The sequence below is a fragment of the Mycobacterium shimoidei genome, from assembly GCF_900417275.1.
Taxonomy (GTDB): domain Bacteria; phylum Actinomycetota; class Actinomycetes; order Mycobacteriales; family Mycobacteriaceae; genus Mycobacterium; species Mycobacterium shimoidei.
This window is the reverse complement of the sequence record NZ_UEGW01000001.1, coordinates 393,706-418,883: the sequence shown is the minus strand read 5'-3', so window position 1 is coordinate 418,883 and position 25,178 is coordinate 393,706. Positions and strand designations below refer to the sequence as shown.

The window sequence follows — 25,178 nt, the reverse complement described above, 5'->3', positions numbered from 1 at the left end:
GAGCCGAGCCCGTCCCGCAATCCGGCTATTTGGCCAGCTCGGCCCGCCACTGGATTTCCTTCTGCACGTACTCGTGATCCTGCGGGAAGTCCTCGATCTCGTGCACCCCGCGCACCTCGAGCGTCGTCCCCGGCCCCAGCGGGCAACGGCGTGCCCACTGTTCCGCTTCTTCCCGAGACGACACCCCGAGGATCCAGAACCCGTTGAAATGCTCTCCGGGATACGGCTCGTCGGAAACTGTCGGCGGATCGGTGCTGAAGTCGACGACAAAGCCCTCCTCGGGCCCGGCCAGCCCTTCGCCGGCCAGCAGCACACCCGCTTCCATCAGCGACTCGTTGTAGCGGCCCATCGCGGTCAGGACCTCGTCGAACGGGACGTCGTTGGCGGCTTCCAGCGCTTCGGGCGTCGACCGCATGATCATCATGTAGCGCATCGCTAGCTCCTCTCGTAGGCAACCCTCACCACAACTGACTCGCCGCAGCCCGATTTCTCATCGCAGGGCACGATGAGACCCATGCGGGCCTCCCAGGACGACGTCCTTGAGCGGCTGCACGTCGTCGCGCTGCCGATGCGGGTGCGCTTCCGCGGCATCACCACCCGCGAGCTGGCGCTGGTCGACGGCCCGGCCGGGTGGGGTGAGTTCGGCGCCTTCCTCGAATACGAGCCGCCCGAGGCCGCACACTGGCTGGCGTCGGCGCTGGAAGCCGCCTACACCGGGCCGCCGATGCCGCAACGAGACCGCATCCCGATCAACGCCACCGTTCCGGCCGTGCCCGCCGCGCAGGTGCCCGACGTCCTGGCGCGCTTCCCCGGCGCGCGCACCGCCAAGGTCAAGGTCGCCGAACCCGGACAAAGCCTCGACGACGACGTCGCCCGCGTCGAAGCCGTGCGCGCGCTGACGCCCACCGTTCGGGTGGACGCCAACGGCGCCTGGACCGTCGCGCAGGCCGTCGAGGCCATCGAAGCACTGGCCCCGCTGGAGTACGTCGAACAGCCCTGCGCAACGCTCGACGAGCTCGCTGAGCTCAAGCGGCGAGTCGACGTGCCGATCGCCGCCGACGAAAGCATCCGCAAGGCCAGCGACCCGCTGAGGGTGGTCCGCGCGAAAGCCGCCGATGTCGCGGTGCTCAAAGTTGCTCCGCTTGGCGGTGTTTCGGCCTTGCTGAGGATCGCCGCCCAGATCGATATCCCGGTCGTGGTTTCCAGTGCGCTTGATTCGGCGGTCGGGATCGCCGTGGGGCTGCGCGCCGCCGCCGCGCTGCCGCAGCTGCGGCATGCCTGCGGGCTGGGCACCGGCGGGCTGTTCGTCGAAGACGTCGCCGAGCCGATGACACCGCAGGACGGCTACCTCCCGGTTGGACCCATTGCCCCCGACCCGGCGCGGCTGCAGGCGCTGGCCGCCTCGCCGCAGCGGCGGCAATGGTGGATCGACCGGATCAAGGCCTGCTACCAGCATTTGGAGTAGCCGACTACGCTACGGCGCCGCCGGCCGCGGCCCCACGCTGAACGCCATGACCGGAATGCGCGTGGGCATCATGGACGGGATCATTGCGGCACGGCCGTCGGTAGACAGCCTGACCCGGGCGAACTACCTGGGCGCGGTTGCCAGTCGCGTGGATTCGTTCTGGGTGCCCGACCACCTCAATTCGTTGTTTCCGCGATCGCTGTTCCAGCCGAAGTATTGCGGCGGGACCAAAATCATCCCCGCCCTGGATGCCTACCTCGAGCCGTGGACCATGCTCGGCCATATCGCCGCTCGCAACCGCATCGGGCGCATGCGCCTCGGTGTGGGCGTGACCGACGCCGGACGGCGTAATCCGGCGGTCACTGCTCAAGCCGCCGCGACGCTGCATTTGCTCACTCGCGGCCGGGCCATCCTGGGCATCGGTACCGGCGAGCGCGAGGGCAACGAGCCTTACGGCGTGGATTGGTCCAAGCCGGTCGCCCGCTTCGAAGAGGCGATGGCGACGATTCGGGCGTTGTGGGACTCCAATGGTGAACTGGTCAACCGGGATTCGCCGTATTTTCCGCTGCGCAACGCCCTTTTCGATCTGCCGCCGTATCGAGGAACATGGCCGCAGATCTGGATCGCGGCACACGGGCCCCGCATGTTGCGGGCCGTCGGCCGCTTCGGCGACGGCTATTTCCCGGCTTCGCTGCAAACTCCCAAGGAGTACGCGGGCCGCTTGGAGGCCGTTCGGACTGCTGCGTCCGACGCCGGGCGCGACCCGATGTCGGTCGTTCCAGCAATTTGGCTGCCGGTCATCACCGGCCGAAGCGCCGCCGAGGTGCACGAGGCCCTCGAATCCGAAATAGTCAAGGCGTGGGCCTTGAACGCGCCCGACGAGTTCTTCGCCCAATACGGCGCGCAGCACCCGCTGGGTGTCGGCTTCGCCGGCGGGCAAGACATCCTGCCGCACGACTGGGATGAACAGACAGCGCTGTCCTACATCAAGGGCATCCCACCCGCGCTGCTGCGCGCCACGCTCCTCGTGGGCACCGCCGACGAAATCCTCGACAAGGCGGCGGAGTGGCGGGACTGCGGAGTCCGCTACATGGTGTTGGCGCACGTGAGCTTCATGCAACGCAGCCTGCGCGCCGGCCTGGCCTCGGTTGCGCCGTTCTTCAAGGTCGTGCGGGGGATCAAGAAGCTGTAGATCGTGTCCTAATGTGTGGGATACCTGACCTAGACGCCATGCGGTCTGGTGTTCGACACTGACAGCCATGACCCGCACAGTGCTGTTCTTGAGCTTTCCCTGGATGCAGTCGCTGGACCTGACCGGCCCGCTGGAGGTCTTCTCGACGGCGTCCTTGCTGCTGGCCGCGAAAGGGCGAGAGGGCTATCAGACCGTCGTCGTCTCGGTTGACGGCCAGCCGGTGACGACGAGTTCCGGGTTGCCCTTGGCGACCACCGAACTGCCCGATCCGCGCGAGCCGGTCGACACCGTGGTGCTGCCCGGTGGCGCCGGCGTGCACGAGGCCCGGGCCAACCTCGAGATCGTCGACTGGATCAAAGCCGTCGCCACCCGCAGCCGGCGGGTGGCCAGTGTGTGCACCGGTGCTTTCCTTGCCGCGCAAGCCGGACTTCTGGACGGCTGCGTCGCCACCACCCACTGGGCATCGGCCGAGCAGTTGGCGGACGAATTCCCTTCGATCGTTGTCGATCCCGACCCGATTTTCGTGCGCAGCTCGGCGAAGGTGTGGACCGCGGCGGGTGTCACCGCGGGCATCGACCTGGCCCTGGCGCTGGTGGAAGACGACCACGGCACCGAGGTTGCGCAGGCGGTGGCCCGTTGGCTGGTGCTCTACCTGCGTCGGCCCGGGGGACAGACGCAGTTCGCGGCTCCGGTGTGGATGCCGCGCGCCAAGCGTCAGCCCATTCGTGAGCTTCAGGAGGCCATCGAAGCCGACCCGGGCGGCCAGTACAGCATCCCGGAACTGGCGCGCCGAATCGACATGAGCCCAAGGCATTTTACTCGAGTGTTCACGATGGAGGTCGGTGAGTCACCGGGCGCCTATCTCGAACGCGTCCGCACCGAGGCCGCGCGTCGGCAACTCGAAGAAACCGACGACACCGTGGCCACCATCGCGGCGCGCTGCGGCTTCGGGTCCGCGGAAAGCATGCGCCGCAACTTCGTTCGACGAATCGGTATCTCACCCGATCACTACCGCAAGACGTTCGCCTGACGCAGAGGAGCAACCGTGACGACGACGCATGACAAACCTGTGCCTTCCACCGAGGAAACCACCGAGGAATTCATTGGCCGGATCGCTGGCGTGATCGACGGCGCCTGTCTGTCGATGCTGCTGAGCATCGGCCACCAAACCAACTTGTTCGATGTGATGGCAGACCTTCAGCCGGCCACCAGCGCTCAGATCGCCGATGCCGCCGGGCTCAACGAGCGCTATGTGCGGGAATGGCTGGGCGGGGCTGCGGCCGGCGGAATCATCGACTACCAAGCCACTGACAAGACGTACTTCTTGCCGCGCCATCGGGCCGCCGTGCTGACCAAGGCCGCCGGCCCACACAACCTGGCCCGGATGGCCCAACTGATTCCGATGCTGGGCGAGGTCGAACAGAAGATCGTCGGCTGTTTCCGCGACGGCGGCGGGCTGCCCTACGACGAGTACCCCAGGTTTCACGCGCTGATGGCCGAGGAGAGTGGGGCCAGGTTCGACGCGGCGTTGGTCGACGTGATCGTGCCGCTGGTCGACGGCCTGCCGGATCGGTTGCGGCAAGGTGCCGATGTGGCCGACTTCGCCTGCGGCAGCGGCCATGCCATCAACGTGCTGGCGCGAGCGTTTCCACACAGCCGCTTTACCGGCGTGGACTTCTCGCAGGAAGGTGTCGACGCGGCCACCGAGGAGGCGACACGGCTGGGCCTGCCGAACGCCACATTCGAGCGGCGTGACCTGGCCCAGCTCGACATCGTCGATGCCTACGACGTGATCACGGTGTTCGACGCGATCCACGACCAGGCCCAACCGGAACGGGTACTGGCCAACATTTTTCGCGCGTTGCGGCCCGGGGGAGTGTTCCTGATGGCCGACATCAACGCGTCGAGCCAACTGGAAGACAACATCAGCGTCCCGTTGGCGCCGTTCGTCTACACCATCTCGACGATGCACTGCATGAGCGTATCGTTGGCGTACGACGGGGCAGGGCTTGGCACGGCGTGGGGACAACAGCTGGCAACCGCGATGCTCACCGACGCCGGATTTGACGACGTGCGGACGGCGGAGATCGAGGACGATCCGCTCAACATCTACTACATCGCCCGCAAGGCCCCGGCCTGAACGGCCTGAGCGACAGGAGCAATCATGCAAATCGCTATCGTGCTGTACCCCGGCTTCACCGCGCTGGACTTCATCGGGCCCTACGAGGTGTTGCGCTGGCTGCCCAAAGCCGAGGTGCGCTTTGTCTGGCGCGAGCCGGGACCGATCACCGCCGACTCAGGTGTGCTGGTCGTCGGCTCCACGCATTCATTCGACGAAACACCTTCTCCCGACATCATTTTGGCCCCCGGCGGCATGACGACCATCGAGCACGCCCGCGACGAGAAGCTACTGGACTGGGTGCGCCAGGCGCATCAGAGCGCGACCTGGACGGCGTCGGTGTGCTCCGGGTCGATCATCCTGGCGGCCGCCGGCCTGTTGAAGGGCAAACGTGCCACGTCGCACTGGATGGCGCTGAGCGCGCTGAAAGCCCTGGGCGCCATCCCCATTGACGACGAACGCATCGTCAACGAAGGCGACATCGTGACCTGCGCGGGGGTGTCGGCGGGTATCGACCTGGGCTTGTGGCTGGCCGGTCAGATCGGCGGAGAAAGCCGCGCGAAGGTCATCCAGCTGTCCATGGAGTACGACCCGCAGCCGCCCTTCGACTCCGGTCACATGTCCAAGGCGTCGGCGACGACGAAGGCCGCCGCCACCGCGCTGATGGCGAAAGACCTGGTGCAACCGAGTCAGCTCAAAGCGGCGACGCTGCTGCTGTGGGATCGCGCACTTGATGCCGCCCGTTCGCGGCGTAAGCGGGGGCTTGTACCGTCCCTTAGGTGATCGATCTGGCATACGAGGACAGCGGGACCGGCGAGGCGGTCGTTTTCATCGCCGGACGCGGCGGCGCCGGACGCGGCTGGCATTTGCACCAGGTGCCGGCGTTCCTTGCCGCCGGCTACCGCGTCATCACCTTCGACAACCGGGGGATCGGCGCGACCGAACATGCCGACGGCTTCAACACGCAAACCATGGTCGCCGACACCGCAGCGTTGATCGAAGAGCTGGACGCGGCTCCGGCGCGGATCGTCGCGACGTCGATGGGTGCCTACATTGCCCAGGAACTCATGCTGGCCAGGCCGGAACTGGTGAGCAACGCGGTGCTGATGGCCACCCGGGGCCGTCTGGACCGCACCCGCTCGTTCTTCTACACCGCCGAGAGCGCGCTGGCCGCGTCGGGCGTGCAGCTGCCAGCCGAGTACGACGCAAAAGTCCGCATGCTGGAGAGCTTCTCGCCCAAGACCCTCAACGACGACGCCGCCGTCGCCGACTGGATCGGGATGTTCACCATGTGGCCGATCAAGCTGACCCCCGGGCTGCGTTGCCAGCTTGACGTCGGACCGGGCACCAACCGGCTGCCCGCCTACCGGAACATCCAGCAGCCGGCGCTGGTGATCGGCTTCGCCGACGACGTGGTCACCCCGCCGCATCTGGGCCGCGAGGTCGCCGAAGCCCTACCCTGCGGGCGCTACCTGGAAATCGCCGACGCCGGCCACCTGGGATTCCTCGAGCGACCGCAGGCCGTCAACGCCGCGGCGCTGGACTTCTTCGCCGAGACCTGGGTGTAGCTAGCCTGTAGTGGTGAATCCCTCGACGACTCAGGCCTGTGTCGTCGTCGACGAGCTCATCCGCGGCGGGGTCCGCGATGTCGTGCTGTGCCCGGGTTCACGCAACGCGCCGCTGGCCTTCGCGCTGCAGGACGCCGACCGGGCCGGCCGGCTGCGGCTGCATGTGCGCATCGACGAGCGCACCGCCGGCTACCTGGCTATCGGGCTGGCCATCGCCGCCGGCGCCCCGGTGTGCGTCGCGATGACGTCGGGCACCGCGGTGGCCAACCTCGGCCCCGCCGTGGTGGAGGCCAACTACGCCCGGGTGCCGCTGATCGTGTTGTCGGCCAACCGGCCCTACGAGTTGCTCGGCACCGGCGCCAACCAGACCATGGAGCAATTTGGTTACTTCGGCACCCAGGTCCGCGCCACCATCAGCCTCGGCCTGGCCGAAGACGCCCCTGAGCGGATGGACGTCTTCAACGCGATGTGGAGATCGGCCACCTGCCGGGTGCTGGCGGCCGCCACCGGGGCTCGCACCGCCAACGCCGGGCCGGTGCACTTCGACATCCCGCTGCGTGAGCCGCTGGTGCCCGACCCCGAACCCGATCCCACCCCGCCCGGCCGTCCCGGCGGCAAGCCGTGGACCTACACGCCGGCGGTCAGCTTCGACCAGCCCCTTGACATCGACCTGAGCCGCGACACCGTCGTCGTCGCGGGCCACGGCGCCGGCGAGCACCCCAACCTGGCCGCGTTGCCCACCGTCGCCGAGCCCACCGCGCCGCCGGCGGCCAACCCGCTGCACCCGCTGGCGCTGCGGCTGCTGCGCCCGCAGCAGGTGATCATGCTGGGCCGGCCCACCTTGCACCGCCCGGTGTCGGCGCTGCTGGCCGACCCGTCGGTGCCGGTGTACGCGCTGACCACCGGGCCGCGCTGGCCGGACGTGTCGGGCAATTCGCAGGCCACCGGCACCCGCGCGGTCACCACCGGCGAGCCCAACCCGGCCTGGCTGCACCGCTGCGCCCAGGTGAACCGCCAGGCGATCGACGCGGTGCGCGGACAGCTCAAGGCGCACCCGCTGACCACCGGCCTGCACGTGGCCGCCGCCGTCGCCGACGCGCTGCGGCCCGGCGATCAGCTCGTGTTGGGCGCCTCCAACCCGGTGCGCGACGCGGCGCTGGTCGGTCTCGCTTCCGCGAGGCATCGCGGAGAGATCACAGTGCGCTCCAACCGCGGCGTGTCCGGCATCGACGGCACGGTGTCCACCGCGATCGGTGCGGCGCTGGCCCATGACGGGCGCACCATCGCGCTGATCGGCGATCTGACTTTCGTGCACGACAGCTCCGGGTTGCTGATCGGGCCCACCGAGCCGATCCCGCAGCAGTTGACGATCGTGGTGTCCAACGACAACGGCGGCGGCATCTTCGAACTGCTCGAGCAGGGCGACCCGCGGTTCTCCGACGTATCGTCCCGCGTCTTCGGTACCCCGCACGACGTCGACGTTGGGGCGCTGTGCCGGGCGTATCACGTGGATTCGCAGCAGATCGAGGTCGACCAGCTCGGTGCGGCGTTGGGCGAACCCGCCGCGGGCATGCGGGTGCTGGAGGTCAAGGCCGACCGATCCTCGCTGCGGCAACTGCACGCCGCCATCAAGGCCGCTTTATGAGGAAGCGATTGAAAGCCTTGTGGCGCCTTCTGATTCACGGCTGGGACGGCGCCCCAGACACTCTGGCGCGGCGCATAGTGCGCTGGGCACGCATCGGCATCATGATCGTCGCCTGCCTGGTCACGCTGCAGTCGGTATTGCTGGTGGCCGGGGCGTGGCGCAATGACCTGTCGATCGAAAACAACATGGGGGTGGCGCAGGCCGAGGTGCTCAGCGCGGGGCCGCGGCGCTCCACGATCGAGTTCGTCACGCCCGACCGGGTCACCTACCGTCCAGAACTCGGTGTGCTCTACCCGTCCGAATTGGCAACGGGGATGCGGATTTACGTCGAATACGACAAGAAGAACCCCAACCTGGTGCGGGTGCAGCACCGCAGCGCCAAGCTGGCGATCATCCCGGCGGGATCTATCGCGGTGGTCGGATGGCTGGTTGCAGCGGGCGCGCTCGTCGGCCTGGTGCTGGTGGAAAAGCGGCTGGTGCGTCAGCCCAAAAGCTTGTCGAGCCAGTCCGAATCCTGAAGATCGACAACACTTTCAGTATTCATATCGTAAACCGTTGGTGTGCCTGGCTTCTCCGGGTTCTCGGCGTTGAGGCGAGCTCTGTTGGCGTCGTTGACCACGTTGGTGTCGACGGCGTTGTCGCTGGCGGTGATCCTGCCGGCCACCCACTCCGGAACGCCGCTTTCGCGGGCCATCGCTGCGATGTCGTCATCGGTCGGGCCGTCGGGACTGCGGTGGCGGTAAAGGTCTTGCACGAACGCCTGATACGCCGCCGGCGAGGTCATGGGGTCGGCGGCCAAGAACAGCGCATTGGTCATCCGGGCGGACGCGTCATTGTTGTGTTTGGCGTCAAGAAAGGTCAGCCAGCGATACGTGACCGCCAACCGGCCGTCGTCCAGCGCGCCGGCAATCCGGTCGCCATCCTTCGCCTCAAGCTCGGCGCAGTGCGGGCATTGCGGCTCGCAGAAGATCTCCAACTGCACGGGGGCGTCGGGTCTCCCGACCAGTACGCCATTGCCGTCGCCGGTGCGCGCGACCTCCGCGTGCGCCGTGCCGGCACGGAACGCGAGCGCAGATAGCGTCGCCAGCAAAACACCCAGCCAGAACCGCATCGTCACCGTTCGCACGTCGCCACCGTACCGGTGTGCGCGTCGGCGCTATCCCTGGGCCAGCACTGCGACCGGCTGCCATTCCTCCCAGGTGCGTAACCGGTTCTCGTAGTCGGTGCGCGCGATCTGCAGCGGCGCCGCACCGAAAAACACCCGCAGCGGCGGCTGCTCGGCGTCGACCACCTTCATCAGCGCGACCGCCGAGGCCTTCGGATCGCCCGGCGCCGACCATCGCCGGCTGCGTTCCGCGTCCACCGCAGCGTGGACGTCGGCGTACGCGGGAAGCCGCTCGGCGCTGCGCGACGACGACCCGGGCCAGTCGGTGTCGTAGCTGGCCGGCTCGATCAGGGTGACGTGGATCCCAAACGGCGCAACCTCGAAAGCCAGCGACTGCGAGAAGCCCTCCAGCGCCCACTTCGAGGCGTGGTAGATCCCGACGTCGGCGAACGCCGTGATCCCCCCGATCGACGAGACCTGAATGATGTGGCCGCTGCGTTGCTCGCGTAGATAGGGCAGCGCGGCCTGGGTGATCCACAGCGCGCCGAACACATTGGTCTCGAACTGGTCGCGCGCATCCTGTTCGGACAGTTCCTCGATGAAACCGAATTGGCCGTAGCCGGCATTGTTGACAACGACGTCGAGCCGGCCGAAGTGATCGTGCGCCCGCTGAACCGCCGCGAAATCCGCGTCTCGGTCGGTGACGTCCAACTGGATCGGCAACAGCGCATCGCCGTATTGCTCGGCCAGGTCGGCCAGGGTGTCAAGATTGCGCGCGGTGGCGGCCACCTTGTCGCCGCGCTGCAATGCGGCAATCGTCCATTCCCGTCCGAAGCCGCGCGAGGTACCGGTGATAAACCAAACTTTGTCACTCACGCAGCCATCCAACGCCGACGGCGACACCGCATTCCCGCAATGGGCGACTTCACAGGTAGCGTCGGCGTCGTGAGCCGCGCGAGCCTGGACAAGGATCCCCGCGAAGTCGCGTCGATGTTCGACGGCGTCGCGCGCCGCTACGACTTGACCAACACCGTGCTGTCGCTGGGTCAGGACCGCTACTGGCGACGCGCCACCCGCTCGGCGCTGCAGCTCAACGCCGGCGAGAAGGTGCTGGACCTGGCCGCCGGCACCGCGGTGTCCACGGTGGAGCTGGCCAAGTCCGGGGCGCGGTGCGTGGCGGCGGACTTCTCGGTGGGCATGCTCGCCGCGGGCCGGGGGAGGCATGTTCCTAAGGTCGCCGCGGACGCTACCCGATTGCCCTTCGGCAACAACATCTTTGACGCCGTGACAATCAGCTTCGGGCTGCGCAATATCGCCGCCCGTGACACGGCGCTACGCGAGATGGCCCGGGTCACCCGCCCCGGCGGCCGACTGGTGGTGTGCGAATTCTCCACTCCCACAAACGGTGTGTTCGCCACCGTGTACAAGGAATACCTGATGCGGGCGCTGCCTCGGGTAGCCCGTGCGGTGTCGAGCAATCCTGAGGCGTATGTCTATCTGGCCGAGTCGATCCGGGCCTGGCCCGACCAGGCCACCCTGGCGCATCAGATATCGGCGGCCGGTTGGTCAGCGGTGCGCTGGCGCAACCTGACCGGCGGGATCGTCGCCCTGCACGCCGCCTACAAGCGCTAGCCCCGGTCGACGACCACTGCATCCCGCGCCATCCCGCGCCGTCCCCGCGCCGTCCCCGCGCCGTCCCCGCGCCGAGTGTGGGGGTTATGGCGAATATTTCGCGACTTTTCGACCAAAGGCCCCACGCTCGGCGCTACGTCAGCTGGCCACCGGGTCGAGTCGGAATACCGCAATCCGGCCGGCCAGCGCCTCGACTTCGTCGGGTGTGCCCTGCTGAACCAGGCCGGCGCGTTTCAGGAAGCTGACGCCGACCGGCACCTCGACCGGAAACGCTCGCAGCACCGGCCGGGCGTCTTCGGGAGTTAACTCGACGATGTTGACCCACCGCGACTTTCGGCCCTTGGACAACGTTCCCGACCCGGCGGCGCGGGCGTTGAGCACCCAGTCGGCGCCCGGGTAGCCGGCGACGGTGTAGAGGCGGCCGTTCAGCGTGAACGGTGTCATCGGTGTGCTGCGCGGCTTCCCGGTCTTGCGGCCCGGGACCGTCAACACCTGCGGTGGACCCGTAGGGATGCCGAGCCGTTGCATCGTGATCATGGCCTTGTTGGTCAGCTTGAGCCAGCGCGGAGGCTTCGGGTTCGACGTCGAAGTCATGCACTACGAATATCAAGGCCCCTGATATATGTCAACCCTCCTGATAAGCCCCGCCCGACCACCGCGAGCGGGCGCAGTTGTACGCCAGCTGCGGCGTGTCGGCGTACGAACACGCCCGCTCGCGCCTAAAAGAGGGGGCCCCTCCCTCAGCTGAAGGGTTTTCGGCGATCCACGAGACGTGAGAGCCGCCCGCCGCGGCGCCATACCCGCGCCACCCAGTCGGCGTCGTCGTCGGTCACCAGGTTTCCCATCACCCGCACGGCAATACTCATCAGTTTGGTCGAACGCATCGCGACAGGCCCAATGGCGGGCAAAAACGGTGGGAACGTCAGCAAGGCCAGCCGCCGCGCCACCGAGAACGCACGCCCGTAATGGGATTGCAGCACCCACGGCCACACCCGCGACAGGTCACCCTGGCCCAACAGCTCGACGGCCAGCCGCCCGCTCTCCAGCCCGTAGTCGATGCCCTCGCCGTTCAACGGGTTGACGCAGGCTGCGGCGTCGCCGATCAGCATCCAGTTCGGCCCGGCCACCCCCGACACCGCGCCGCCCATCGGCAGCAGCGCCGAGGTCACCGCGCGGGGCTCCCCGGTGAACCCCCACTCGTCGCGGCGCAGGTCGGCGTAATAGGACATCAGCGGCCGCAAAGCCAGCTCGGCGGGTCGCTTCGAGGTCGACAGCGCACCCACGCCGATGTTCACCTCGCCGTTGCCCAGCGGGAAGATCCAGCCATAGCCTGGCAGCACCGCGCCGTCGGGGGAGCGCAGTTCCAGATGCGACGTCAGCCACGGTTCCTCGCTGCGCGGGGTGGCCAGATATCCGCGAGCGGCGATCCCATACACCGTCTCCCGATGCCAGCGCCGTCCCAACACCCGTCCCAACGGTGAGCGCGCGCCGTCGGCCACCACCAGCCAGCGGCAACCCACCTCAACGCCGTCGGCCAGCACTACCGAACCTACCCGGCCAGCCGAATCATGATGGACACCAACAACTTTTACGCCGAGGCGCATGCGTGCACCGGCATCCTCGGCGACTTTACGGATCCGGTCATCCAATTCCACCCGCGCCACAGCGCTGCCGGTCGACGGGAACGACGGTCCCGGCCAGTCGACCTCCACCGAGCCGCCGAACCCGCTCATCCGCAGGCCTTTATGCCGGATCCGGGCATCCAGCCACTCGCCCAGCCCCAGCCGCTCCAGTTCGGCGACCGCGCGCGGGGTCAACCCGTCGCCGCAGGACTTGTCGCGGGGGAAGTTCGCGGAGTCGATGACGAGCACGTCGTGGCCGGCCCGGGCGGCCCAGGCCGCCGCCGCTGATCCGGCCGGTCCGGCGCCCACGACCACCAGGTCGGCGTTGCTGCGCATGCTCACCAGTATGTTGGTCGCGTGAGGACTCCGGCGACTGTGGTGGCGGGCGTCGACCTCGGCGACGCTGGATTTGCGGCCGCGGTGCGCGACGGCGTCGACCGGATCGAGCGGCTGATGGAGACCGAGCTGCGCGGCGCCGACGACCTGATGACCGAGGCCGTGCTGCACCTGTTCGAGGCCGGCGGCAAACGCTTCCGCCCGCTGTTCACCGTGCTGTCCGCGCAATTGGGGCCCAATCCGGACTCCGATGAGGTGACGATCGCCGGCGCGGTCATCGAGCTGGTGCACCTGGCGACGCTGTATCACGACGACGTGATGGACGAGGCCGAGGTTCGCCGCGGCGCGCAAAGCGCCAACGCGCGGTGGAGCAACAACATCGCGATCCTGGCCGGCGACTACCTCTTTGCGACGGCCTCGCGGCTGGTGTCACAGCTCGGGCCCGAGGCGGTACGGGTGATCGCCGAGACGTTCGCTCAACTGGTGACCGGGCAAATGCGCGAAACACGCGGCGCCGCAGGCGATGTGGATCCCATCGAGCATTACCTGAAGGTGGTGCACGAGAAGACGGCTTGCCTGATCGGCGCGGCGGGGCGGTTCGGCGCGATGTTCTCCGGCGCCGCCGACGATCAGGTCGAGCGGCTGGCCCGACTCGGCAACATCGTCGGCACCGCGTTCCAGATCTCCGACGACATCATCGACATCGACAGCGACCCCGATGAGTCCGGCAAACTGCCCGGCACCGACCTGCGAGAAGGGGTGCATACCCTGCCGGTGCTCTATGCGCTGCGGGAAACCGGGCCCGAGGCCGATCGACTGCGCGAGTTGCTGGTCGGGCCGGTCGTCGACGACGCGGTGCTGGCCGAGGCGTTGCAGCTGCTGCGGGGATCGACGGGCATCGCCAAGGCGAAAGAGACCGTGGCGCGGTATGCGGCGCAGGCCCGCGACGAGCTGGCTGCCCTGCCTGACCTGTCTGGTCGCGGCGCACTGGCTTCCCTGGTCGACTACACCATCACCCGACACGGCTGAGCGCGCGGAACCTGGCGGCTCATCTTAAGCGTTTAATAAAAGAGTCCCAGGTGTTCGTAGGAGGGAAGCTGTGACCTGGCATCCGCATCGCAACACGTTCAAGACGTTTGCGCTGTTGTTCGGCATGTCGCTGCTGATCGTGCTGGTCGGCAGGCTGTTCGGCCCCACTTGGATGTGGATGGCGGTGCTGTTCGCCGTCGGCATGAACGTCTACACCTACTTCAACAGCGACAAACTGGCGCTGCGCGCAATGCACGCCCAGCCGGTCTCCGAGGTGCAAGCGCCCGCGATGTACCGGATCGTGCGCGAGTTGGCCACTGCCGCGCATCAGCCGATGCCGCGGCTCTACATCAGCGACACGGCCGCGCCCAACGCGTTTGCCACCGGTCGCAATCCGCGCAACGCCGCGGTGTGCTGTACCACCGGGATTCTGCGCATTCTCGACGAGCGTGAGCTGCGCGCAGTGCTGGGCCATGAACTGTCTCACGTGTACAACCGTGACATCTTGATCTCGTGTGTGGCCGGCGCGCTGGCGTCGGTGATCACCGGGTTGGCCAACATGGCTCTGTGGGCCGGCATGCTCGGCGGCGGCAACCGCGACGGCGGCAATCCCTTTGCGCTGCTGCTGGTTTCGTTGCTGGGCCCGGTTGCTGCGACGGTCATCAGGCTGGCGGTGTCTCGTTCCCGCGAATACCAGGCCGACCAGTCCGGCGCGGTGCTGACCGGTGACCCGTTGGCGTTGGCGTCGGCGTTGCGCAAGATTTCCGGCGGTGTGCAGATGGCGCCGCTTCCGCCTGAGCCGCAGTTGGCCAGCCAGGCCCACCTGATGATCGCCAACCCGTTCCGCGCGGGTGAGCGGCTCGGGTCGCTGTTTTCGACGCACCCGCCGATCGAAGACCGGATCCGCCGGCTTGAGCGCATGGCCCGCGGCTAAACCCGGCTGGGTCGCGGTTCTGGTCCTCGGCGTCAGATACGTCCATACTGGGTATCTGGCTGACGCCGATGGGAGCCGTGATGTCAATGGATATTCACGAGGCAGGGCTCGCGCTGAGTCTCACCGATTTGATATTCGAGACGCGCGCGGGCGCTGACATGAGTCAAGGCGACCTGGCCGACGCACTCGGCATGGACAAGGAAACGATCGCCGCGTGGGAACGCGGCGACGTGGTGCCGCGCGTCGACGAACTCAACCGGGTGGCTCAGGTGTGCGGCAAGCGCCTGCACATCAGCATCGACGCGGACTGATCCACCGCCGGACGGGCTAGCGCGCCGGAGCCAGCCGCCCGGTGATGTACACCGTCCCGCCGGTCGCGTGATGCTGCCGTTGCCAATCCTCGATCGCCTGATGCGCGGCGTGGTCGAGGTAGCTGGTCGACACCTGGACGGTGACCACGGTGCCTGCCGGAATCGAGGCCAGCACGCCGTGCAGCCGAGGTAGGGACAGGAAGGTGCACGCGCCTTCCACCACCACGCGCCAGCCGTCGCCGTCCTGCTCGGTCGCGATCTTGGCCCGGATCACCCGCCACCCGGTCAGGGCGATGGCCAGCAGCAGCCCAACCAGGACTCCGTGGAGCAGGTTGAAGAACACGACACCAAGCGCGGTCACCACGTAAACGGCGATATCCCCACTGCGGCGGGCATTTTCGATGTGCGCCGGCTTGAGCAGAGTGACCCCGACAACGATCAGCAGGCCGGCCAGCGCGGCGGTGGGGATCTGTTGGACCAACGCCGCGAACGGCAGCGTGAAGACCAGGATCCAGAACCCGTGCAGTATCGCCGAAGCGCGGGACTTGGCGCCCGCGTGGACGTTGGCGGAGCTGCGGACGATCACCCCGGTGATCGGCAGCCCGCCAATCGCTCCCGATGCGATGTTGGCGGTGCCCTGTCCGATCAACTCGCGGTTGAAGTCGGTGCGCGGCCCGGTGTGCATGCGGTCGACCGTTACCGCTGAAAGCAGGCTCTCGACGCTGGCGATCAAAGCGACCGTGATCACCCCGATTGCCACGGCACCCCAGTTGCCCTCGGGGATCCCCGGAAGCTGTAGCGCATCCAGCACCGACCCGTCGAGCGTGATGCGTGCCACGTGGAACGGGAAGACCACCGAGAGGACGGTCGCGGCGACGATCGCGACCAGCGGACCGGGAACATAGGCGATGCGTTCAGGAACCCAGCGCCAAGCCACCATGATGGCGATCACAAGAACGCCCAGGATGAGACCACCGCCATGGGCGCCGACGAGTTGCTCGGGCAAGCCGATCACGTTGTGCCAGGCCGAGCTCTTGGATGCCCCGCCCAACAGCACGTGTGCTTGTTGCAGCGCGATTGTGATCCCGATGCCGGCCAGCATCGCGTGCACGACGACGGGTGAGATCGCCAGTGCGGCACGCGCGACCCGGCTCAGCCCGAGAAGCACCTGCAGCACACCCGCGGCCACCGTGATCAGGCACGTTACCGACCAGCCGAACTGATCAATCAGATCGGCGACGACCACCGTCAACCCGGCCGCCGGGCCGCTGACCTGCAGCGGTGACCCGCCGATGATCCCGACGATGATGCCACCGACTATCGCGGCGATCAGACCGGAGAGCACCGGCGCGTTGGAGGCGATTGCGATGCCCAGTGACAGCGGTAACGCGACGAGAAACACCACGATCGAGGCCGGCAGATCGTAGCGCAGGATCGATCGCAATCGGTCAGTGCGCACCGGCGCTTGTTCAATGTTCTGGCTGGCCAGCGCTTGGGTCGGCTGAATTGGTCGCTCCCTTGTTGGATCGCGGTCAGTCATTTGAGGTGGAGGGTATCGATCACGCGTTAACACCCCTGTATCGCAGGTTGCAGCGACGTAAACTCTTCGCCGACAAACCTTTACGAGCACCCCGCCACGTGATCAACGCTCAATTACTATGTGCGAGAATACTTATCGATCACAGTGCACGGCAACCGGAGCCAGTTGATACATAGAAAACGCAAATTTTGCGGTAATTCGAGCCTTCAGAAGCCCGCGCCGTGAACCTCGTGTCCTGGCACCTCGGCCGTCAGCCCGCGGTAAGCCTGCTCCACCGTCGAACCGTGGTTGATCACGGCGTCGACCTCGCGGGCTATCGGCATGTTCAACCCATACTTGTCGGCGAACTCCATGATCACGCTCGCGGCCTTGACGCCCTCGGCAACCTGATTCATCGACGAGATGATCTCGTCGATCGGTTTGCCCGCGCCCAACTGCTCGCCGACGTGCCGGTTGCGGCTGCGCTGGCTGGTGCAAGTGACAATCAGATCGCCCATTCCGGCGAGGCCGGCGAAGGTGTCACGTTGCCCGCCCATGGCCTCACCCAGCTTGGACATCTCGCGGACCGAGCGGGCCATCACCATCGCGCGGGTGTTCTCACCGATGCCCAGCGAGTAGCCCATCCCGACCGCGATCGCAAACACGTTCTTCAACGCGCCGGCCATCTCGACGCCGATCACATCGTCGGTGGTGTACACGCGAAAACGCCTGGTGCGGAACAACTGTGCGAGCCGCGCTGCGAGGTTGTGGTCAGGCATCGCCAGCACCGCAGCGGCGGCGTAACCCTCGGCGACCTCGCGGGCGATGTTGGGGCCGGCCAGGATGCCCGCCGGGTGCCCGGGCAGCACTTCCTCGATGATCTGCGACATCCGCATATTGGTGCCCTGCTCGAGGCCCTTGACCAGTGAGACCACCGGCACCCAGGGTCGCAGTTCCGCCGCGAGCTCGGTCAGCACACTCCGGAATCCGTGCGACGGCACACCCATCACGACGACGTCAGCGCAGTTGGCCGCCTCGGAGAAGTCGGTGGTGGCACGCAGCGTTTCGGTGAGGACGACTTCATCGCCCAAATACTTGGTGTTGCGATGGTTTTCGTTGATGTCCTTGGCGGTTTCCTCGGAGCGCACCCACTGCAGCGTCGGACCGCGGCGCGCGCAAATGGATGCGACGGTGGTTCCCCAGGAACCGCCACCCAAGACGACAACATTCGGTTCGCGCATAGCAGCCATAGCGATCAGCGTATTGCCGCGCCGACGGGTTTGGGGCTGGTTATGGCAGCAATTTGGTGTGCGGGAGGGGGTCGCTGCGCCCTTACGATGCTGATTATGACGTCAACCACCATTCCTGGAGTCGAGGCGTCCGATCCCGAGAGCCTGACCCTGGCCGGCAGCCGGGTCGGCGCATCGGCGACAGCGGTGCGACGGCAGCACAGCGCCGGGCGAAAGGCCGTCGCCGCCCTGCGGGACGGATGGGCCGGAGCGGCGTCCGACGCGGCAGCGAACAGCGCCCAACGCACGCTGGCGCAGCAGCGACAACTAGGCGACGCGCTGCAGCGGCTGCAGGCGGTCTTGCAAGACGGCGGTGCACAGCTGGGCACTACTCGTGCCGGCCTCCTGCATAACGTCAAGCAGCTTCGGCAGCAGGGGTGGCAGCTGGGACCCGACGGGACTGTGACCGTGATGCCGGGCAGCCGGCTGGATCGGTTGGCACGGCTCAGTCCCGTCACCGATGTGCAGCTGCAGCAACTGGCGGCCAGAAATGCGACTGTTCTGAAGACACTGCTAGCTCAATTCGACAGCCAGGACCGCCAACTCGCCCGCGACCTTCGCAACGCGATCAGGGGCGTGAACGCGTCTAGCGCCGACTAAAAGTGGCCCCAGCCCCGCTGGCCGTCCCAGCCTCCGCAAATGCCGTTGCTGCAGGCGTTGACGATCGCGCCCTGCACCGGATTCCAGCCACCGCAGCCGCTCCAGCCGGGGCCGCTGCCACAGCCTCCGCCGCCGCCTTGTCCGTCGGGGCCGCCGCTGCCTTCGGTGCCGCCGGGCTCGGCGAGCACAACCTGATTTGCTGGAGCTGATGGGGCCGTCGTGATCAGCACGGCCATCGGCCCGGCGGCGATAGCCGTTGCGGCACTTGCGGCTACGACCAACGATCTGACGAGATTCCGTGTGAAGTGCATTGATTTATGATGCGCGGTAATCGTGCTCGTGCCAACCCACCTGTGACTAGTGTCGCCGATATTTTGGTGCGTTGGTGCCGCTTGAGGGGTGGTTATGCTGTGGCCTGGGCAAACCGTAGGGAGGTAGGCGATGCCCGAGCCGTTGAAAGTTGACCCGATAGATCTGCACATGTCGGCAGACCACATGGGAGTGCATCATGCGGATCTGCGCGCAGCCCATACCGGTGCCGACAGCAACATCGAAGCCGCGCAGGCTGGCTGGGTGGGGACTTCAGCGGCGGCCTTGAAAGCAAAGCTCGCCGAATGGCAAGCCACCACCGAGGAGCTGTGCGGCAGCATTGCGGACCACGAGCGAGCTTTTCGTACGGCGGGCAATCAGTACCAAGCTGTCGATGGTCGAAGCGCGGAAAACATTGAAGACGTTTTCTGATGGTTCTCACTCTCGCTGATATCGACCAATGGCAGCCCAGCGCGATCCGCGAGGTTTCTGTCGCGTTAGCCAAACGTGGCGCCAGCGCCGATGAGGTTAAAGCCGGTCTGAGCAAGTTGCCCTTGATCGCAAGCTGGCAGGGAACCGCCGGGGATGCCGCGCGAGCATCACTGGACAAGCTGAGCAGCCACCTGGTCGCCCATGCCGATGAAATGCAGGCGGTTGCCGCGGCGACCAACAAGGCGGCCGACGAAATTGAAGCTGTCAAGGATGCCCTTAGCGCGATTGACCGTGACGCTAAAGCGTGGGGGTTCAACATCAACTCCGCCACGGGAGAAGTCACGCCCGCAGACAACAGCAAAATCGGGCAATCGGCTTATCAGCAACAACAAGACGAATTGCAAGCGCGGATTACCAAGCTGCTCGCCGAAGCCAACCAGGCCGACGCGGATCTCGCTCGCGCGATCACCTTGGGCAGCAAGGATGCGACCGGTCCAGCTGAGCACCGACCGGATGTGCGTGCAGCTCTGTCTGGACCGCTTCCTGACGACCCCAAGCAATTCCACGACCTGTGGGACAAACTCAGCCCAGAAGAAAAGGAGTGGCTTTACCAGCAAGATCACAACATCGGCAACCGTCCGGGGATGCCGTGTGATCCGCCGGACCATTTGGGCTACGACCACTACAACAAGCTCAACCTGAAAGATCAACTCACGCAGACTCAGGCGTTCGCTGCGCAAGCCGATGCGCTCCGCGCGCAGCACCCGGACTGGGCGCAGGGCAAGAACATTCCGCACCCCAACGAACCGGGCGCGATCTTCGACGATCGCCTGGCCTACGAGGCTTGGCAACGCCAGTACGACGCCGCCCTAAACGGGTCTAAGTATCTCCCCGACCTGCTGGCCGTCGACAAAGCCCTCCAGGCGAGCCCCGACCGCAAATTGATGCTGCTCGACACGCAAAGCGGTAAGCAAGTGCGCGCCGCCATTGCGGTTGGTAACCCTGACACCGCCACCCACGTGTCGGTTACGACTCCTGGCCTCAACACGACCGTGCATGGCGCCATCGAAAACATGGCATCGGAGGCAACCAACGTTAGGACCGAAGCCCTGCGACAGTTAAGTGTCACCCCTGGCCACGCGCATGACAGCGTGTCGGCGATCGCTTGGATTGGGTATGACCCGCCGCAGATACCCGGCCTTGACGATCTTGGGAAGTCGCTCGCCGGTGGTTGGGGAGTCAGCCACGACGACATCGCCAAAGCCGGGGCCCACGACCTGGCTCGTTTTTATGACGGGATACAAGCCGCACACCAGGGTGGCCCTGCCGATCTGACGGCGATCGGACACTCCTATGGCTCGCTGACCACAGGGCTGGCCTTGCAGGAACCCGGCGACCACGGGGTGTCACGGGCATTGTTCTACGGATCCCCTGGTATCGAAGCCAGCACACCTCAGCAGCTACATCTGCAGCCCGGCCAAGTGTTCACGATGGAAACCCCCGACGATCCGATCCAATGGACTTTCGACGGTCCACCCATCGCTCGCGCTACCGCGCCGCTCTTGCCCTCCCCCTTCAACATCATCGCCGAAAGCCTTTTGGGCGGTGCCGACGCATCCGGCGCAGGACACTTCGGACCCAACCCGGCCACCAACCCCAACTTCACCCACCTGGCCACCGGCCCCGCGACGGTGCCTGATGGCCATGGAGGCACAATCAATCTCGAGGGCGCACATGGACATAGCGATTACCCCCGTTTCCCCGACAATGGGGGCATCAGGACGACCAACTACAACATCGCCGCCGTCCTCGCAGGATTAGGCGATCAGGCGGTTCCACAAAAGTGAATAACGACCGAAGGACACGCCCCCCAAGCGGACGCCATCACGGAATTTTCTTCACCGCCATCGTCGCCATCGCGCTCACCGCAACAGGATGCCACGTGAACCAGCCGTACGAACCCACCCCGCCGAATGACGCCGCCAAGGCCCTTGAAGTGCTCAAATCCTTGCCATCATTTGAGGACACCAAGGCCCAAGTGGTCACTGCGATGAACGAAATCACCTCCGCTGCCAGCAAACTCATCCCTACGATCACGTGGGAAACCCCCCATGAGGGTTCAGGCGATAACTGCCAGCGGCCCTACGAACAGACCGACGGAAGACGTTATTTTCTCCCCGACCAAGTTGCCGAGAATGTGCAGGTCTCCGAGGATCAGTGGGCGAAAATCCAAGAGGCTGCGAAAGATTCGGCTGCCAAACTCGAGGCCACCGAGATCCAGGTGATGAAAAACCAGCCTGGAAACCATGACGTGGGTTTCTATGGGCCCACTGGAATATTCATCAAAGTCGCATACCGAGGCAACCTCGTCGTCTCGGGCTACACCGGCTGCCGCTTACCTCGCGACAAGAAGTAAAGGCGGCGGCTGCCAAGCACCTACCCGGCCAGGGCGGCGTTTTCCTCGGCCCGGCCGAACACCATCGCTTCTTCGATGCGGTCGAATCGATAGTCGAGGGCGTCGACGAAGTAGTTCTGTCGCACATTCCACGGCCGCTTGGTGCCCGACTTCGGCAGTGCATGCAATGACCGCAGCACGTAGCCGGCCCGAATGTCCCAGGAAGGCTTCTCAGGCATTGGTTCACCATCCCGGTGCGGATAGGCGTGCGTATAGCCGTGAGAACGCATGTGGGCCATCAGCTTTGCCGTGGCACGGGCGGTCATGTCGGCGCGCAACGTCCACGATGCGTTGGTGTAGCCCACGCACCAGAACAGGTTGGGCACATCCTCGAGCATGTGGGCTTTGTAGACGAAGCGGTCCTGCGGTTTGATCTCGGTGCCGTCCAGGGAGATGGTGGCTCCGCCGAGCGCCTGCAGTTGTAGACCCGTGGCGGTGACGATTATGTCGGCGTCCAGGTGCGCCCCGGATTTCAGCACGATGCCGGTCTCGTCGAAGTGGTCGATGTGATCGGTGACGACGTCCGCGCGGCCTTCGCTGATCGCGACGTACAGGTCGGCGTCGGGAATCAAGCACAGCCGCTGGTCCCATGGGTTGTAGCGCGGTTTGAAATGGATGTCGACGTCGTAGCCCTCGGGCAGGTTACTGATCGCGATCCGACGGATCAACCACTTCATGAAATTCGGGAACTTGCGCGACAGGAACCAGACCACCCCTTCGAGCAGCGCATTGCGCATCCGGATGATTTGATGTGAAACCTTGCCCGGCAGCACTTTCCGCAGCACATCGGCAAACCAGCTGTACCTCGACGCGGAGAACATGTACGTCGGTGAACGCTGCAGCATGGTCACTTTCGAGGCCTTTTCGGCCAGCGACGGGATCAACGAGACCGCGGTTGCGCCGCTGCCGATCACCACGATCTTCTTGTCGGCGTAGTCGAGGTCCTCCGGCCAGTGCTGCGGGTGCACGACGGTGCCGGCGAACTCCTCGATGCCGGGGAATTCCGGCGTGTAGCCCTCGTCGTAGTTGTAGTAACCGGAGCCGAAGAACACGAATCGGCTGCGGTAGGTCTTGGTTTCGCCGTTTTGCTCGGCGGTGACGGTCCAGGTGTCGGTCGACGAATCCCAATCCGCCGAGCGGACATAGCTGTTGAACCGGATGTGCTTGTCGATGCCGTACTTGTGCGCGGTGTTGACCAGGTATTCGCGGATGTGCACACCGTCGGCCACGCCCTCTCTGCGGGTCCACGGCTCGTACGGGAAGCTCAGCGTGAAAATGCTGCTGTCCGAGCGGACGCCGGGGTAGCGGAACAGGTCCCAGGTGCCGCCGATTTGCTCGCGTCGTTCCAGGATGACGTAGTTGACCCCTGGGTTGGTCTCGGTAATGCGGTACGCCGCGCCGATTCCAGAGATACCGGCGCCGACGATGACGACATCGAAATCCATGCCACCAGATTAGGCACCGACCGGTTGATTGGGCCAGACCGTCAGGACGGCTGTAGCAGCACGTCGATGTGCAGCGGCGCGCACAGGTCGACCAGCCACATCTGGTCTGCGGGGCTGGCGAAGATGCGCGCATGGGAGTGGTCCTGGGCGAACGCGTCCGCGCACTTGTCGCCGAAGAACACGTAGGCCTTGGCGTCGTTGCACAGCCGCGACATCCACACCATGCCGTCCACACCGATCGCGTGGGCGGCCTCGGCCCAGCGCACCGTGTCCGGGTATGTGGAGGCGGGGCTCGACGTCACCTCATCGGCGGTCACCTTCAGGCGTCGCAATCCCATGCCGTGCAGGGCGGCCAGACGCAGCTCGCGGGTCACTTTGAGCAGGGCAAGCGCTTTGGGGGAGTACTTGTCATAGGGCAGCACCCCGCCCTCGGGCGGGATGTCATGCAGCAGCGTCTCGGCGATCGCCGCCTCTTCGGTGTCGGCCGTGTACATGATGGGCACCACGGGTTTGCCGAAGAAACCAAACCGGGTGGGCGCGCCGACGCCGGGGTTGAACTCGGCGGGCGTGCGGGCCGCAGTGAAGACGCGGTACAGCAGGTGACCTGCGGGCAGCTTCTCGATGGCCGGCTTGAACGGAGTGGGCGGCGCCTTTACCACTCGACCGCCAGGGCGTCCGCTGCCACGGCGGCCACGCGGTCCGGATCGTCGATGAGATGGTCGACGGGCCGGTCCCCGTCGAAGTAGGTCGTCGGTGAGCACAGCCACTGCACCAGGCCCGCCTCCGACCAGCCGTTGGCTTCCGCGATCTCGCGCAACCGAGCGATCACGGCCAGCGGCTGCCCGTCCGATCCGAACTGGAATCCCGGGTAAGCGAGGTAGTTGCCCTGTCGGATGGCGACCAGCTGTTTGTTGCGATGGGCGCTGGCGGCCAGGTTACGCGGGGCGCGCGACCGCGAGCCCATCTTCTTGCCGGCCTCGGTGCTGGTCAGCAAGCCGAACTCGGCTTCGATGCGCGCGTAGAGGTTCTGCTCGGCTTGCACGGCCCGCGCGATCGCGGGCTCGGTGTACACCGCCACCGAGGACAGGGCTGCGCCCACGGCCTGCGCGCTCTCCCGAACGCGCTGGGTGGCGACGGTCAGCTCCTCGACGGTGGTCATAGCTGCCATTGTACATGCGATTCGTGCAGCTGTATCGGCTGCACGCACCGCACGATACTAACGGTAGTTGACGAACTGCAGCGCGACGTCGAGGTCGGCGTTCTTCAACATCGCGATGACGGCCTGCAAGTCGTCGCGCTTTTTGCCGGAGACGCGGATTTCGTCGCCCTGGATCTGGGTCTTGACGTTCTTGGGACCCTCGTCGCGGATGAGCTTGGTGATCTTCTTGGCGTTCTCGCTGGAGATGCCCTGCTTGAGGGTGCCGGTCACCTTGTAGGTCTTGCCCGACGCCTGCGGTTCGCCGGCGTCGAAGGCCTTCAACGAGATGTCGCGACGGATCAGCTTCTCCTTGAAGACGTCGACGGCGGCCTTGACCCGCTCCTCGGTCGAGCTGGTCAGTTCGATGGTCGCCTCACCCTTCCACGCGATCTTGGTGTCGGTGCCGCGGAAGTCGAACCGGGTGGCCAGCTCTTTGGCAGCCTGGTTGAGCGCGTTGTCGACTTCCTGGCGGTCAACCTTGCTCACGACGTCGAACGATGAATCCGCCATTGGATCCCCTCTCGATGGTTCTAGGTCGTTTGTATCCTGAATACATCCTCGTTGTAGTCTGCAAGACGCGACACGGCAGGTTGCCCGAGCGGCCAATGGGAGCGGACTGTAAATCCGTCGGCGTATGCCTACCCAGGTTCGAATCCTGGACCTGCCACCAAGACCAACTTCGGCGAAACTCTGCGCCAGGTCGGCCGAAGCGCCCCCTTTTGGGCTCATAGGTCTGAAGAGTGAACGCTCTGCCCGGCGTGGGGGGCGGGAAGCCCGCCATCGAGGCCTAGGCGCGTCCCCTCCACGGCCAGCTGGGACGGCTCGAACGAGTGGTGCTAGGTCCAGCCGCGCGCGTCGAATCCGTTGAAGGTGGTGTCTTGGGGACCGGTGAAGTCCGCCGCGTAGTGGCGGTGCACGCCAAAAGGCGGCCATTTAGACCTGCTCGCGATGTGTCGGAATGCGCGGTGCCACA

28 protein-coding genes and 1 tRNA gene are annotated in these 25,178 nt (G+C 66.0%); 17 read left to right on the top strand and 12 right to left on the bottom strand.

The genetic code is table 11. From position 1 onward, the window contains the following. Positions 1–25: 25 nt before the first annotated feature. Positions 26–433 (bottom strand): YciI family protein, encoded by a 408-nt coding sequence (locus tag MSP7336_RS02095; RefSeq protein ID WP_113962943.1) that lies wholly within the window; start codon positions 431–433, stop codon positions 26–28. Between the two features lie 72 nt (positions 434–505). On the opposite strand from MSP7336_RS02095, the gene MSP7336_RS02090 reads away from it, so the two are divergent. From MSP7336_RS02090 to MSP7336_RS02055, 8 genes are all read left to right on the top strand, one after another. Further along, complete coding sequence (locus MSP7336_RS02090) at positions 506–1,465, top strand: o-succinylbenzoate synthase (protein ID WP_181786516.1); 960 nt, start codon at positions 506–508, stop codon at positions 1,463–1,465. Between the two features lie 46 nt (positions 1,466–1,511). Further along, complete coding sequence (locus tag MSP7336_RS02085; protein ID WP_113962941.1) at positions 1,512–2,657, top strand: LLM class flavin-dependent oxidoreductase; 1,146 nt, start codon at positions 1,512–1,514, stop codon at positions 2,655–2,657. A 67-nt stretch (positions 2,658–2,724) separates the two neighbouring features. Next, complete coding sequence (locus MSP7336_RS02080) at positions 2,725–3,687, top strand: GlxA family transcriptional regulator (protein WP_113962940.1); 963 nt, start codon at positions 2,725–2,727, stop codon at positions 3,685–3,687. Between the two features lie 15 nt (positions 3,688–3,702). Further along, positions 3,703–4,797, top strand: coding sequence for a class I SAM-dependent methyltransferase (locus tag MSP7336_RS02075; RefSeq protein WP_244917398.1), 1,095 nt, complete (start codon positions 3,703–3,705; stop codon positions 4,795–4,797). Positions 4,798–4,818: 21 nt separating this feature from the next. Beyond that, positions 4,819–5,559: a DJ-1/PfpI family protein gene (locus MSP7336_RS02070; RefSeq protein ID WP_113962939.1), complete on the top strand. Its 741-nt coding sequence runs from the start codon at positions 4,819–4,821 to the stop codon at positions 5,557–5,559. Beyond that, positions 5,556–6,344 carry an alpha/beta fold hydrolase gene (locus MSP7336_RS02065; protein ID WP_113962938.1) on the top strand — a complete coding sequence of 263 codons (789 nt, stop codon included), beginning with the start codon at positions 5,556–5,558 and terminating at the stop codon, positions 6,342–6,344. The genes MSP7336_RS02070 and MSP7336_RS02065 overlap by 4 nt, the downstream gene beginning before the upstream one ends. Positions 6,345–6,357: 13 nt before the next feature. Beyond that, positions 6,358–7,989, top strand: coding sequence for a 2-succinyl-5-enolpyruvyl-6-hydroxy-3-cyclohexene-1-carboxylic-acid synthase (gene menD / locus MSP7336_RS02060; RefSeq protein ID WP_113964732.1), 1,632 nt, complete (start codon positions 6,358–6,360; stop codon positions 7,987–7,989). Then, positions 7,986–8,507 carry a DUF3592 domain-containing protein gene (locus tag MSP7336_RS02055; RefSeq protein ID WP_113962937.1) on the top strand — a complete coding sequence of 174 codons (522 nt, stop codon included), beginning with the start codon at positions 7,986–7,988 and terminating at the stop codon, positions 8,505–8,507. Before menD ends, MSP7336_RS02055 begins: the two co-directional genes overlap by 4 nt. Here the strand turns inward: MSP7336_RS02055 and MSP7336_RS02050 are convergent. Continuing rightward, positions 8,471–9,115, bottom strand: a complete 645-nt coding sequence (locus MSP7336_RS02050; protein ID WP_244917397.1) for a DsbA family protein — start codon at positions 9,113–9,115, stop codon at positions 8,471–8,473. The genes MSP7336_RS02055 and MSP7336_RS02050 overlap by 37 nt on opposite strands. A gap of 30 nt (positions 9,116–9,145) precedes the next feature. Continuing rightward, positions 9,146–9,970 (bottom strand): SDR family oxidoreductase, encoded by an 825-nt coding sequence (locus MSP7336_RS02045; RefSeq protein ID WP_113964730.1) that lies wholly within the window; start codon positions 9,968–9,970, stop codon positions 9,146–9,148. A 69-nt stretch (positions 9,971–10,039) separates the two neighbouring features. Between MSP7336_RS02045 and MSP7336_RS02040 the strand changes: the two genes are divergently transcribed. Beyond that, on the top strand, positions 10,040–10,726 hold the full coding sequence (locus tag MSP7336_RS02040; RefSeq protein ID WP_113964729.1) for a demethylmenaquinone methyltransferase: 687 nt from the start codon (positions 10,040–10,042) through the stop codon (positions 10,724–10,726). Between the two features lie 138 nt (positions 10,727–10,864). Here MSP7336_RS02040 and MSP7336_RS02035 read toward each other — a convergent pair whose 3' ends face one another. Next, entirely contained in the window at positions 10,865–11,320 is a 456-nt protein-coding gene (locus MSP7336_RS02035; protein ID WP_069396891.1) for a nitroreductase/quinone reductase family protein, read from the bottom strand. A gap of 146 nt (positions 11,321–11,466) precedes the next feature. After that, positions 11,467–12,684, bottom strand: a complete 1,218-nt coding sequence (menJ, locus tag MSP7336_RS02030) for a menaquinone reductase (protein ID WP_425325728.1) — start codon at positions 12,682–12,684, stop codon at positions 11,467–11,469. 21 nt (positions 12,685–12,705) lie between these two features. On the opposite strand from menJ, the gene grcC1 reads away from it, so the two are divergent. The 3 genes from grcC1 (at position 12,706) to MSP7336_RS02015 (ending at position 14,958) form a co-directional block, all read left to right on the top strand. Continuing rightward, positions 12,706–13,713, top strand: coding sequence for a nonaprenyl/(2E,6E)-farnesyl/geranylgeranyl diphosphat synthase (gene grcC1, locus MSP7336_RS02025; RefSeq protein WP_113962935.1), 1,008 nt, complete (start codon positions 12,706–12,708; stop codon positions 13,711–13,713). 70 nt (positions 13,714–13,783) lie between these two features. Beyond that, positions 13,784–14,647: a zinc metalloprotease HtpX gene (gene htpX / locus MSP7336_RS02020; protein ID WP_069396888.1), complete on the top strand. Its 864-nt coding sequence runs from the start codon at positions 13,784–13,786 to the stop codon at positions 14,645–14,647. 80 nt (positions 14,648–14,727) lie between these two features. After that, the gene (locus MSP7336_RS02015; RefSeq protein WP_372507678.1) at positions 14,728–14,958 is read left to right on the top strand and encodes a helix-turn-helix transcriptional regulator; all 231 of its coding nucleotides are present in this window, start codon (positions 14,728–14,730) and stop codon (positions 14,956–14,958) included. A 16-nt stretch (positions 14,959–14,974) separates the two neighbouring features. On the opposite strand, the gene MSP7336_RS02010 is transcribed toward MSP7336_RS02015, so the two are convergent. Next, positions 14,975–16,498, bottom strand: coding sequence for a SulP family inorganic anion transporter (locus tag MSP7336_RS02010; RefSeq protein ID WP_181786514.1), 1,524 nt, complete (start codon positions 16,496–16,498; stop codon positions 14,975–14,977). Positions 16,499–16,704: 206 nt separating this feature from the next. Beyond that, a complete protein-coding gene (locus MSP7336_RS02005) occupies positions 16,705–17,727 on the bottom strand; it encodes an NAD(P)H-dependent glycerol-3-phosphate dehydrogenase (RefSeq protein WP_069396886.1) in 1,023 nt (340 codons plus the stop codon). Between the two features lie 96 nt (positions 17,728–17,823). Between MSP7336_RS02005 and MSP7336_RS02000 the strand changes: the two genes are divergently transcribed. Further along, positions 17,824–18,366: a WXG100 family type VII secretion target gene (locus MSP7336_RS02000; RefSeq protein WP_181786512.1), complete on the top strand. Its 543-nt coding sequence runs from the start codon at positions 17,824–17,826 to the stop codon at positions 18,364–18,366. Here the strand turns inward: MSP7336_RS02000 and MSP7336_RS01995 are convergent. Next, positions 18,363–18,677 (bottom strand): hypothetical protein, encoded by a 315-nt coding sequence (locus tag MSP7336_RS01995; protein WP_069396884.1) that lies wholly within the window; start codon positions 18,675–18,677, stop codon positions 18,363–18,365. The two genes, MSP7336_RS02000 and MSP7336_RS01995, sit on opposite strands and share 4 nt — an antisense overlap. 130 nt (positions 18,678–18,807) lie before the next feature. On the opposite strand from MSP7336_RS01995, the gene MSP7336_RS01990 reads away from it, so the two are divergent. From MSP7336_RS01990 to MSP7336_RS01980, 3 genes are all read left to right on the top strand, one after another. Further along, entirely contained in the window at positions 18,808–19,107 is a 300-nt protein-coding gene (locus MSP7336_RS01990; protein ID WP_069396883.1) for a WXG100 family type VII secretion target, read from the top strand. Further along, positions 19,107–20,954: an alpha/beta hydrolase gene (locus MSP7336_RS01985; protein WP_232321063.1), complete on the top strand. Its 1,848-nt coding sequence runs from the start codon at positions 19,107–19,109 to the stop codon at positions 20,952–20,954. Before MSP7336_RS01990 ends, MSP7336_RS01985 begins: the two co-directional genes overlap by 1 nt. Before the next feature lie 95 nt (positions 20,955–21,049). Continuing rightward, on the top strand, positions 21,050–21,523 hold the full coding sequence (locus tag MSP7336_RS01980) for an LppA family lipoprotein (RefSeq protein WP_069396882.1): 474 nt from the start codon (positions 21,050–21,052) through the stop codon (positions 21,521–21,523). A 20-nt stretch (positions 21,524–21,543) separates the two neighbouring features. Here MSP7336_RS01980 and MSP7336_RS01975 read toward each other — a convergent pair whose 3' ends face one another. From MSP7336_RS01975 to MSP7336_RS01965, 4 genes are read right to left on the bottom strand one after another with little or no spacing between them, the layout of a single operon-like run. Continuing rightward, the gene (locus MSP7336_RS01975; RefSeq protein WP_069396881.1) at positions 21,544–23,007 is read right to left on the bottom strand and encodes a flavin-containing monooxygenase; all 1,464 of its coding nucleotides are present in this window, start codon (positions 23,005–23,007) and stop codon (positions 21,544–21,546) included. Positions 23,008–23,048: 41 nt separating this feature from the next. Further along, positions 23,049–23,666 (bottom strand): RES family NAD+ phosphorylase, encoded by a 618-nt coding sequence (locus tag MSP7336_RS01970; RefSeq protein ID WP_069396880.1) that lies wholly within the window; start codon positions 23,664–23,666, stop codon positions 23,049–23,051. Beyond that, positions 23,660–24,166, bottom strand: a complete 507-nt coding sequence (locus tag MSP7336_RS23655) for a hypothetical protein (RefSeq protein WP_069396879.1) — start codon at positions 24,164–24,166, stop codon at positions 23,660–23,662. The genes MSP7336_RS01970 and MSP7336_RS23655 overlap by 7 nt, the downstream gene beginning before the upstream one ends. Positions 24,167–24,223: 57 nt before the next feature. Continuing rightward, a complete protein-coding gene (locus MSP7336_RS01965) occupies positions 24,224–24,715 on the bottom strand; it encodes a YajQ family cyclic di-GMP-binding protein (RefSeq protein ID WP_069396878.1) in 492 nt (163 codons plus the stop codon). Positions 24,716–24,789: 74 nt separating this feature from the next. On the opposite strand from MSP7336_RS01965, the gene MSP7336_RS01960 reads away from it, so the two are divergent. Next, positions 24,790–24,875: transfer RNA gene (locus tag MSP7336_RS01960), tRNA-Tyr, on the top strand. Positions 24,876–25,178 lie beyond the last annotated feature (303 nt).

Excerpts from the sequence above, each read along its gene's own strand:
- MSP7336_RS02035 (WP_069396891.1), bottom strand. The coding sequence starts at position 11,320 with ATGACTTCGACGTCGAACCCGAAGCCTCCGCGCTGGCTCAAGCTGACC.
- MSP7336_RS02010 (WP_181786514.1), bottom strand. The coding sequence starts at position 16,498 with ATGACTGACCGCGATCCAACAAGGGAGCGACCAATTCAGCCGACCCAA.
- MSP7336_RS02085 (WP_113962941.1), top strand. The coding sequence starts at position 1,512 with ATGACCGGAATGCGCGTGGGCATCATGGACGGGATCATTGCGGCACGG.
- MSP7336_RS02015 (WP_372507678.1), top strand. The coding sequence starts at position 14,728 with ATGTCAATGGATATTCACGAGGCAGGGCTCGCGCTGAGTCTCACCGAT.
- MSP7336_RS01990 (WP_069396883.1), top strand. The coding sequence starts at position 18,808 with ATGCCCGAGCCGTTGAAAGTTGACCCGATAGATCTGCACATGTCGGCA.
- MSP7336_RS01985 (WP_232321063.1), top strand. The coding sequence starts at position 19,107 with ATGGTTCTCACTCTCGCTGATATCGACCAATGGCAGCCCAGCGCGATC.
- MSP7336_RS02090 (WP_181786516.1), top strand. The coding sequence starts at position 506 with ATGAGACCCATGCGGGCCTCCCAGGACGACGTCCTTGAGCGGCTGCAC.
- MSP7336_RS02005 (WP_069396886.1), bottom strand. The coding sequence starts at position 17,727 with ATGGCTGCTATGCGCGAACCGAATGTTGTCGTCTTGGGTGGCGGTTCC.
- MSP7336_RS02095 (WP_113962943.1), bottom strand. The coding sequence starts at position 433 with ATGCGCTACATGATGATCATGCGGTCGACGCCCGAAGCGCTGGAAGCC.
- MSP7336_RS01965 (WP_069396878.1), bottom strand. The coding sequence starts at position 24,715 with ATGGCGGATTCATCGTTCGACGTCGTGAGCAAGGTTGACCGCCAGGAA.
- MSP7336_RS02055 (WP_113962937.1), top strand. The coding sequence starts at position 7,986 with ATGAGGAAGCGATTGAAAGCCTTGTGGCGCCTTCTGATTCACGGCTGG.
- MSP7336_RS02080 (WP_113962940.1), top strand. The coding sequence starts at position 2,725 with ATGACCCGCACAGTGCTGTTCTTGAGCTTTCCCTGGATGCAGTCGCTG.
- MSP7336_RS23655 (WP_069396879.1), bottom strand. The coding sequence starts at position 24,166 with ATGACCACCGTCGAGGAGCTGACCGTCGCCACCCAGCGCGTTCGGGAG.
- MSP7336_RS01995 (WP_069396884.1), bottom strand. The coding sequence starts at position 18,677 with ATGCACTTCACACGGAATCTCGTCAGATCGTTGGTCGTAGCCGCAAGT.
- menJ (WP_425325728.1), bottom strand. The coding sequence starts at position 12,684 with ATGCGCAGCAACGCCGACCTGGTGGTCGTGGGCGCCGGACCGGCCGGA.
- MSP7336_RS02000 (WP_181786512.1), top strand. The coding sequence starts at position 17,824 with ATGACGTCAACCACCATTCCTGGAGTCGAGGCGTCCGATCCCGAGAGC.
- MSP7336_RS01975 (WP_069396881.1), bottom strand. The coding sequence starts at position 23,007 with ATGGATTTCGATGTCGTCATCGTCGGCGCCGGTATCTCTGGAATCGGC.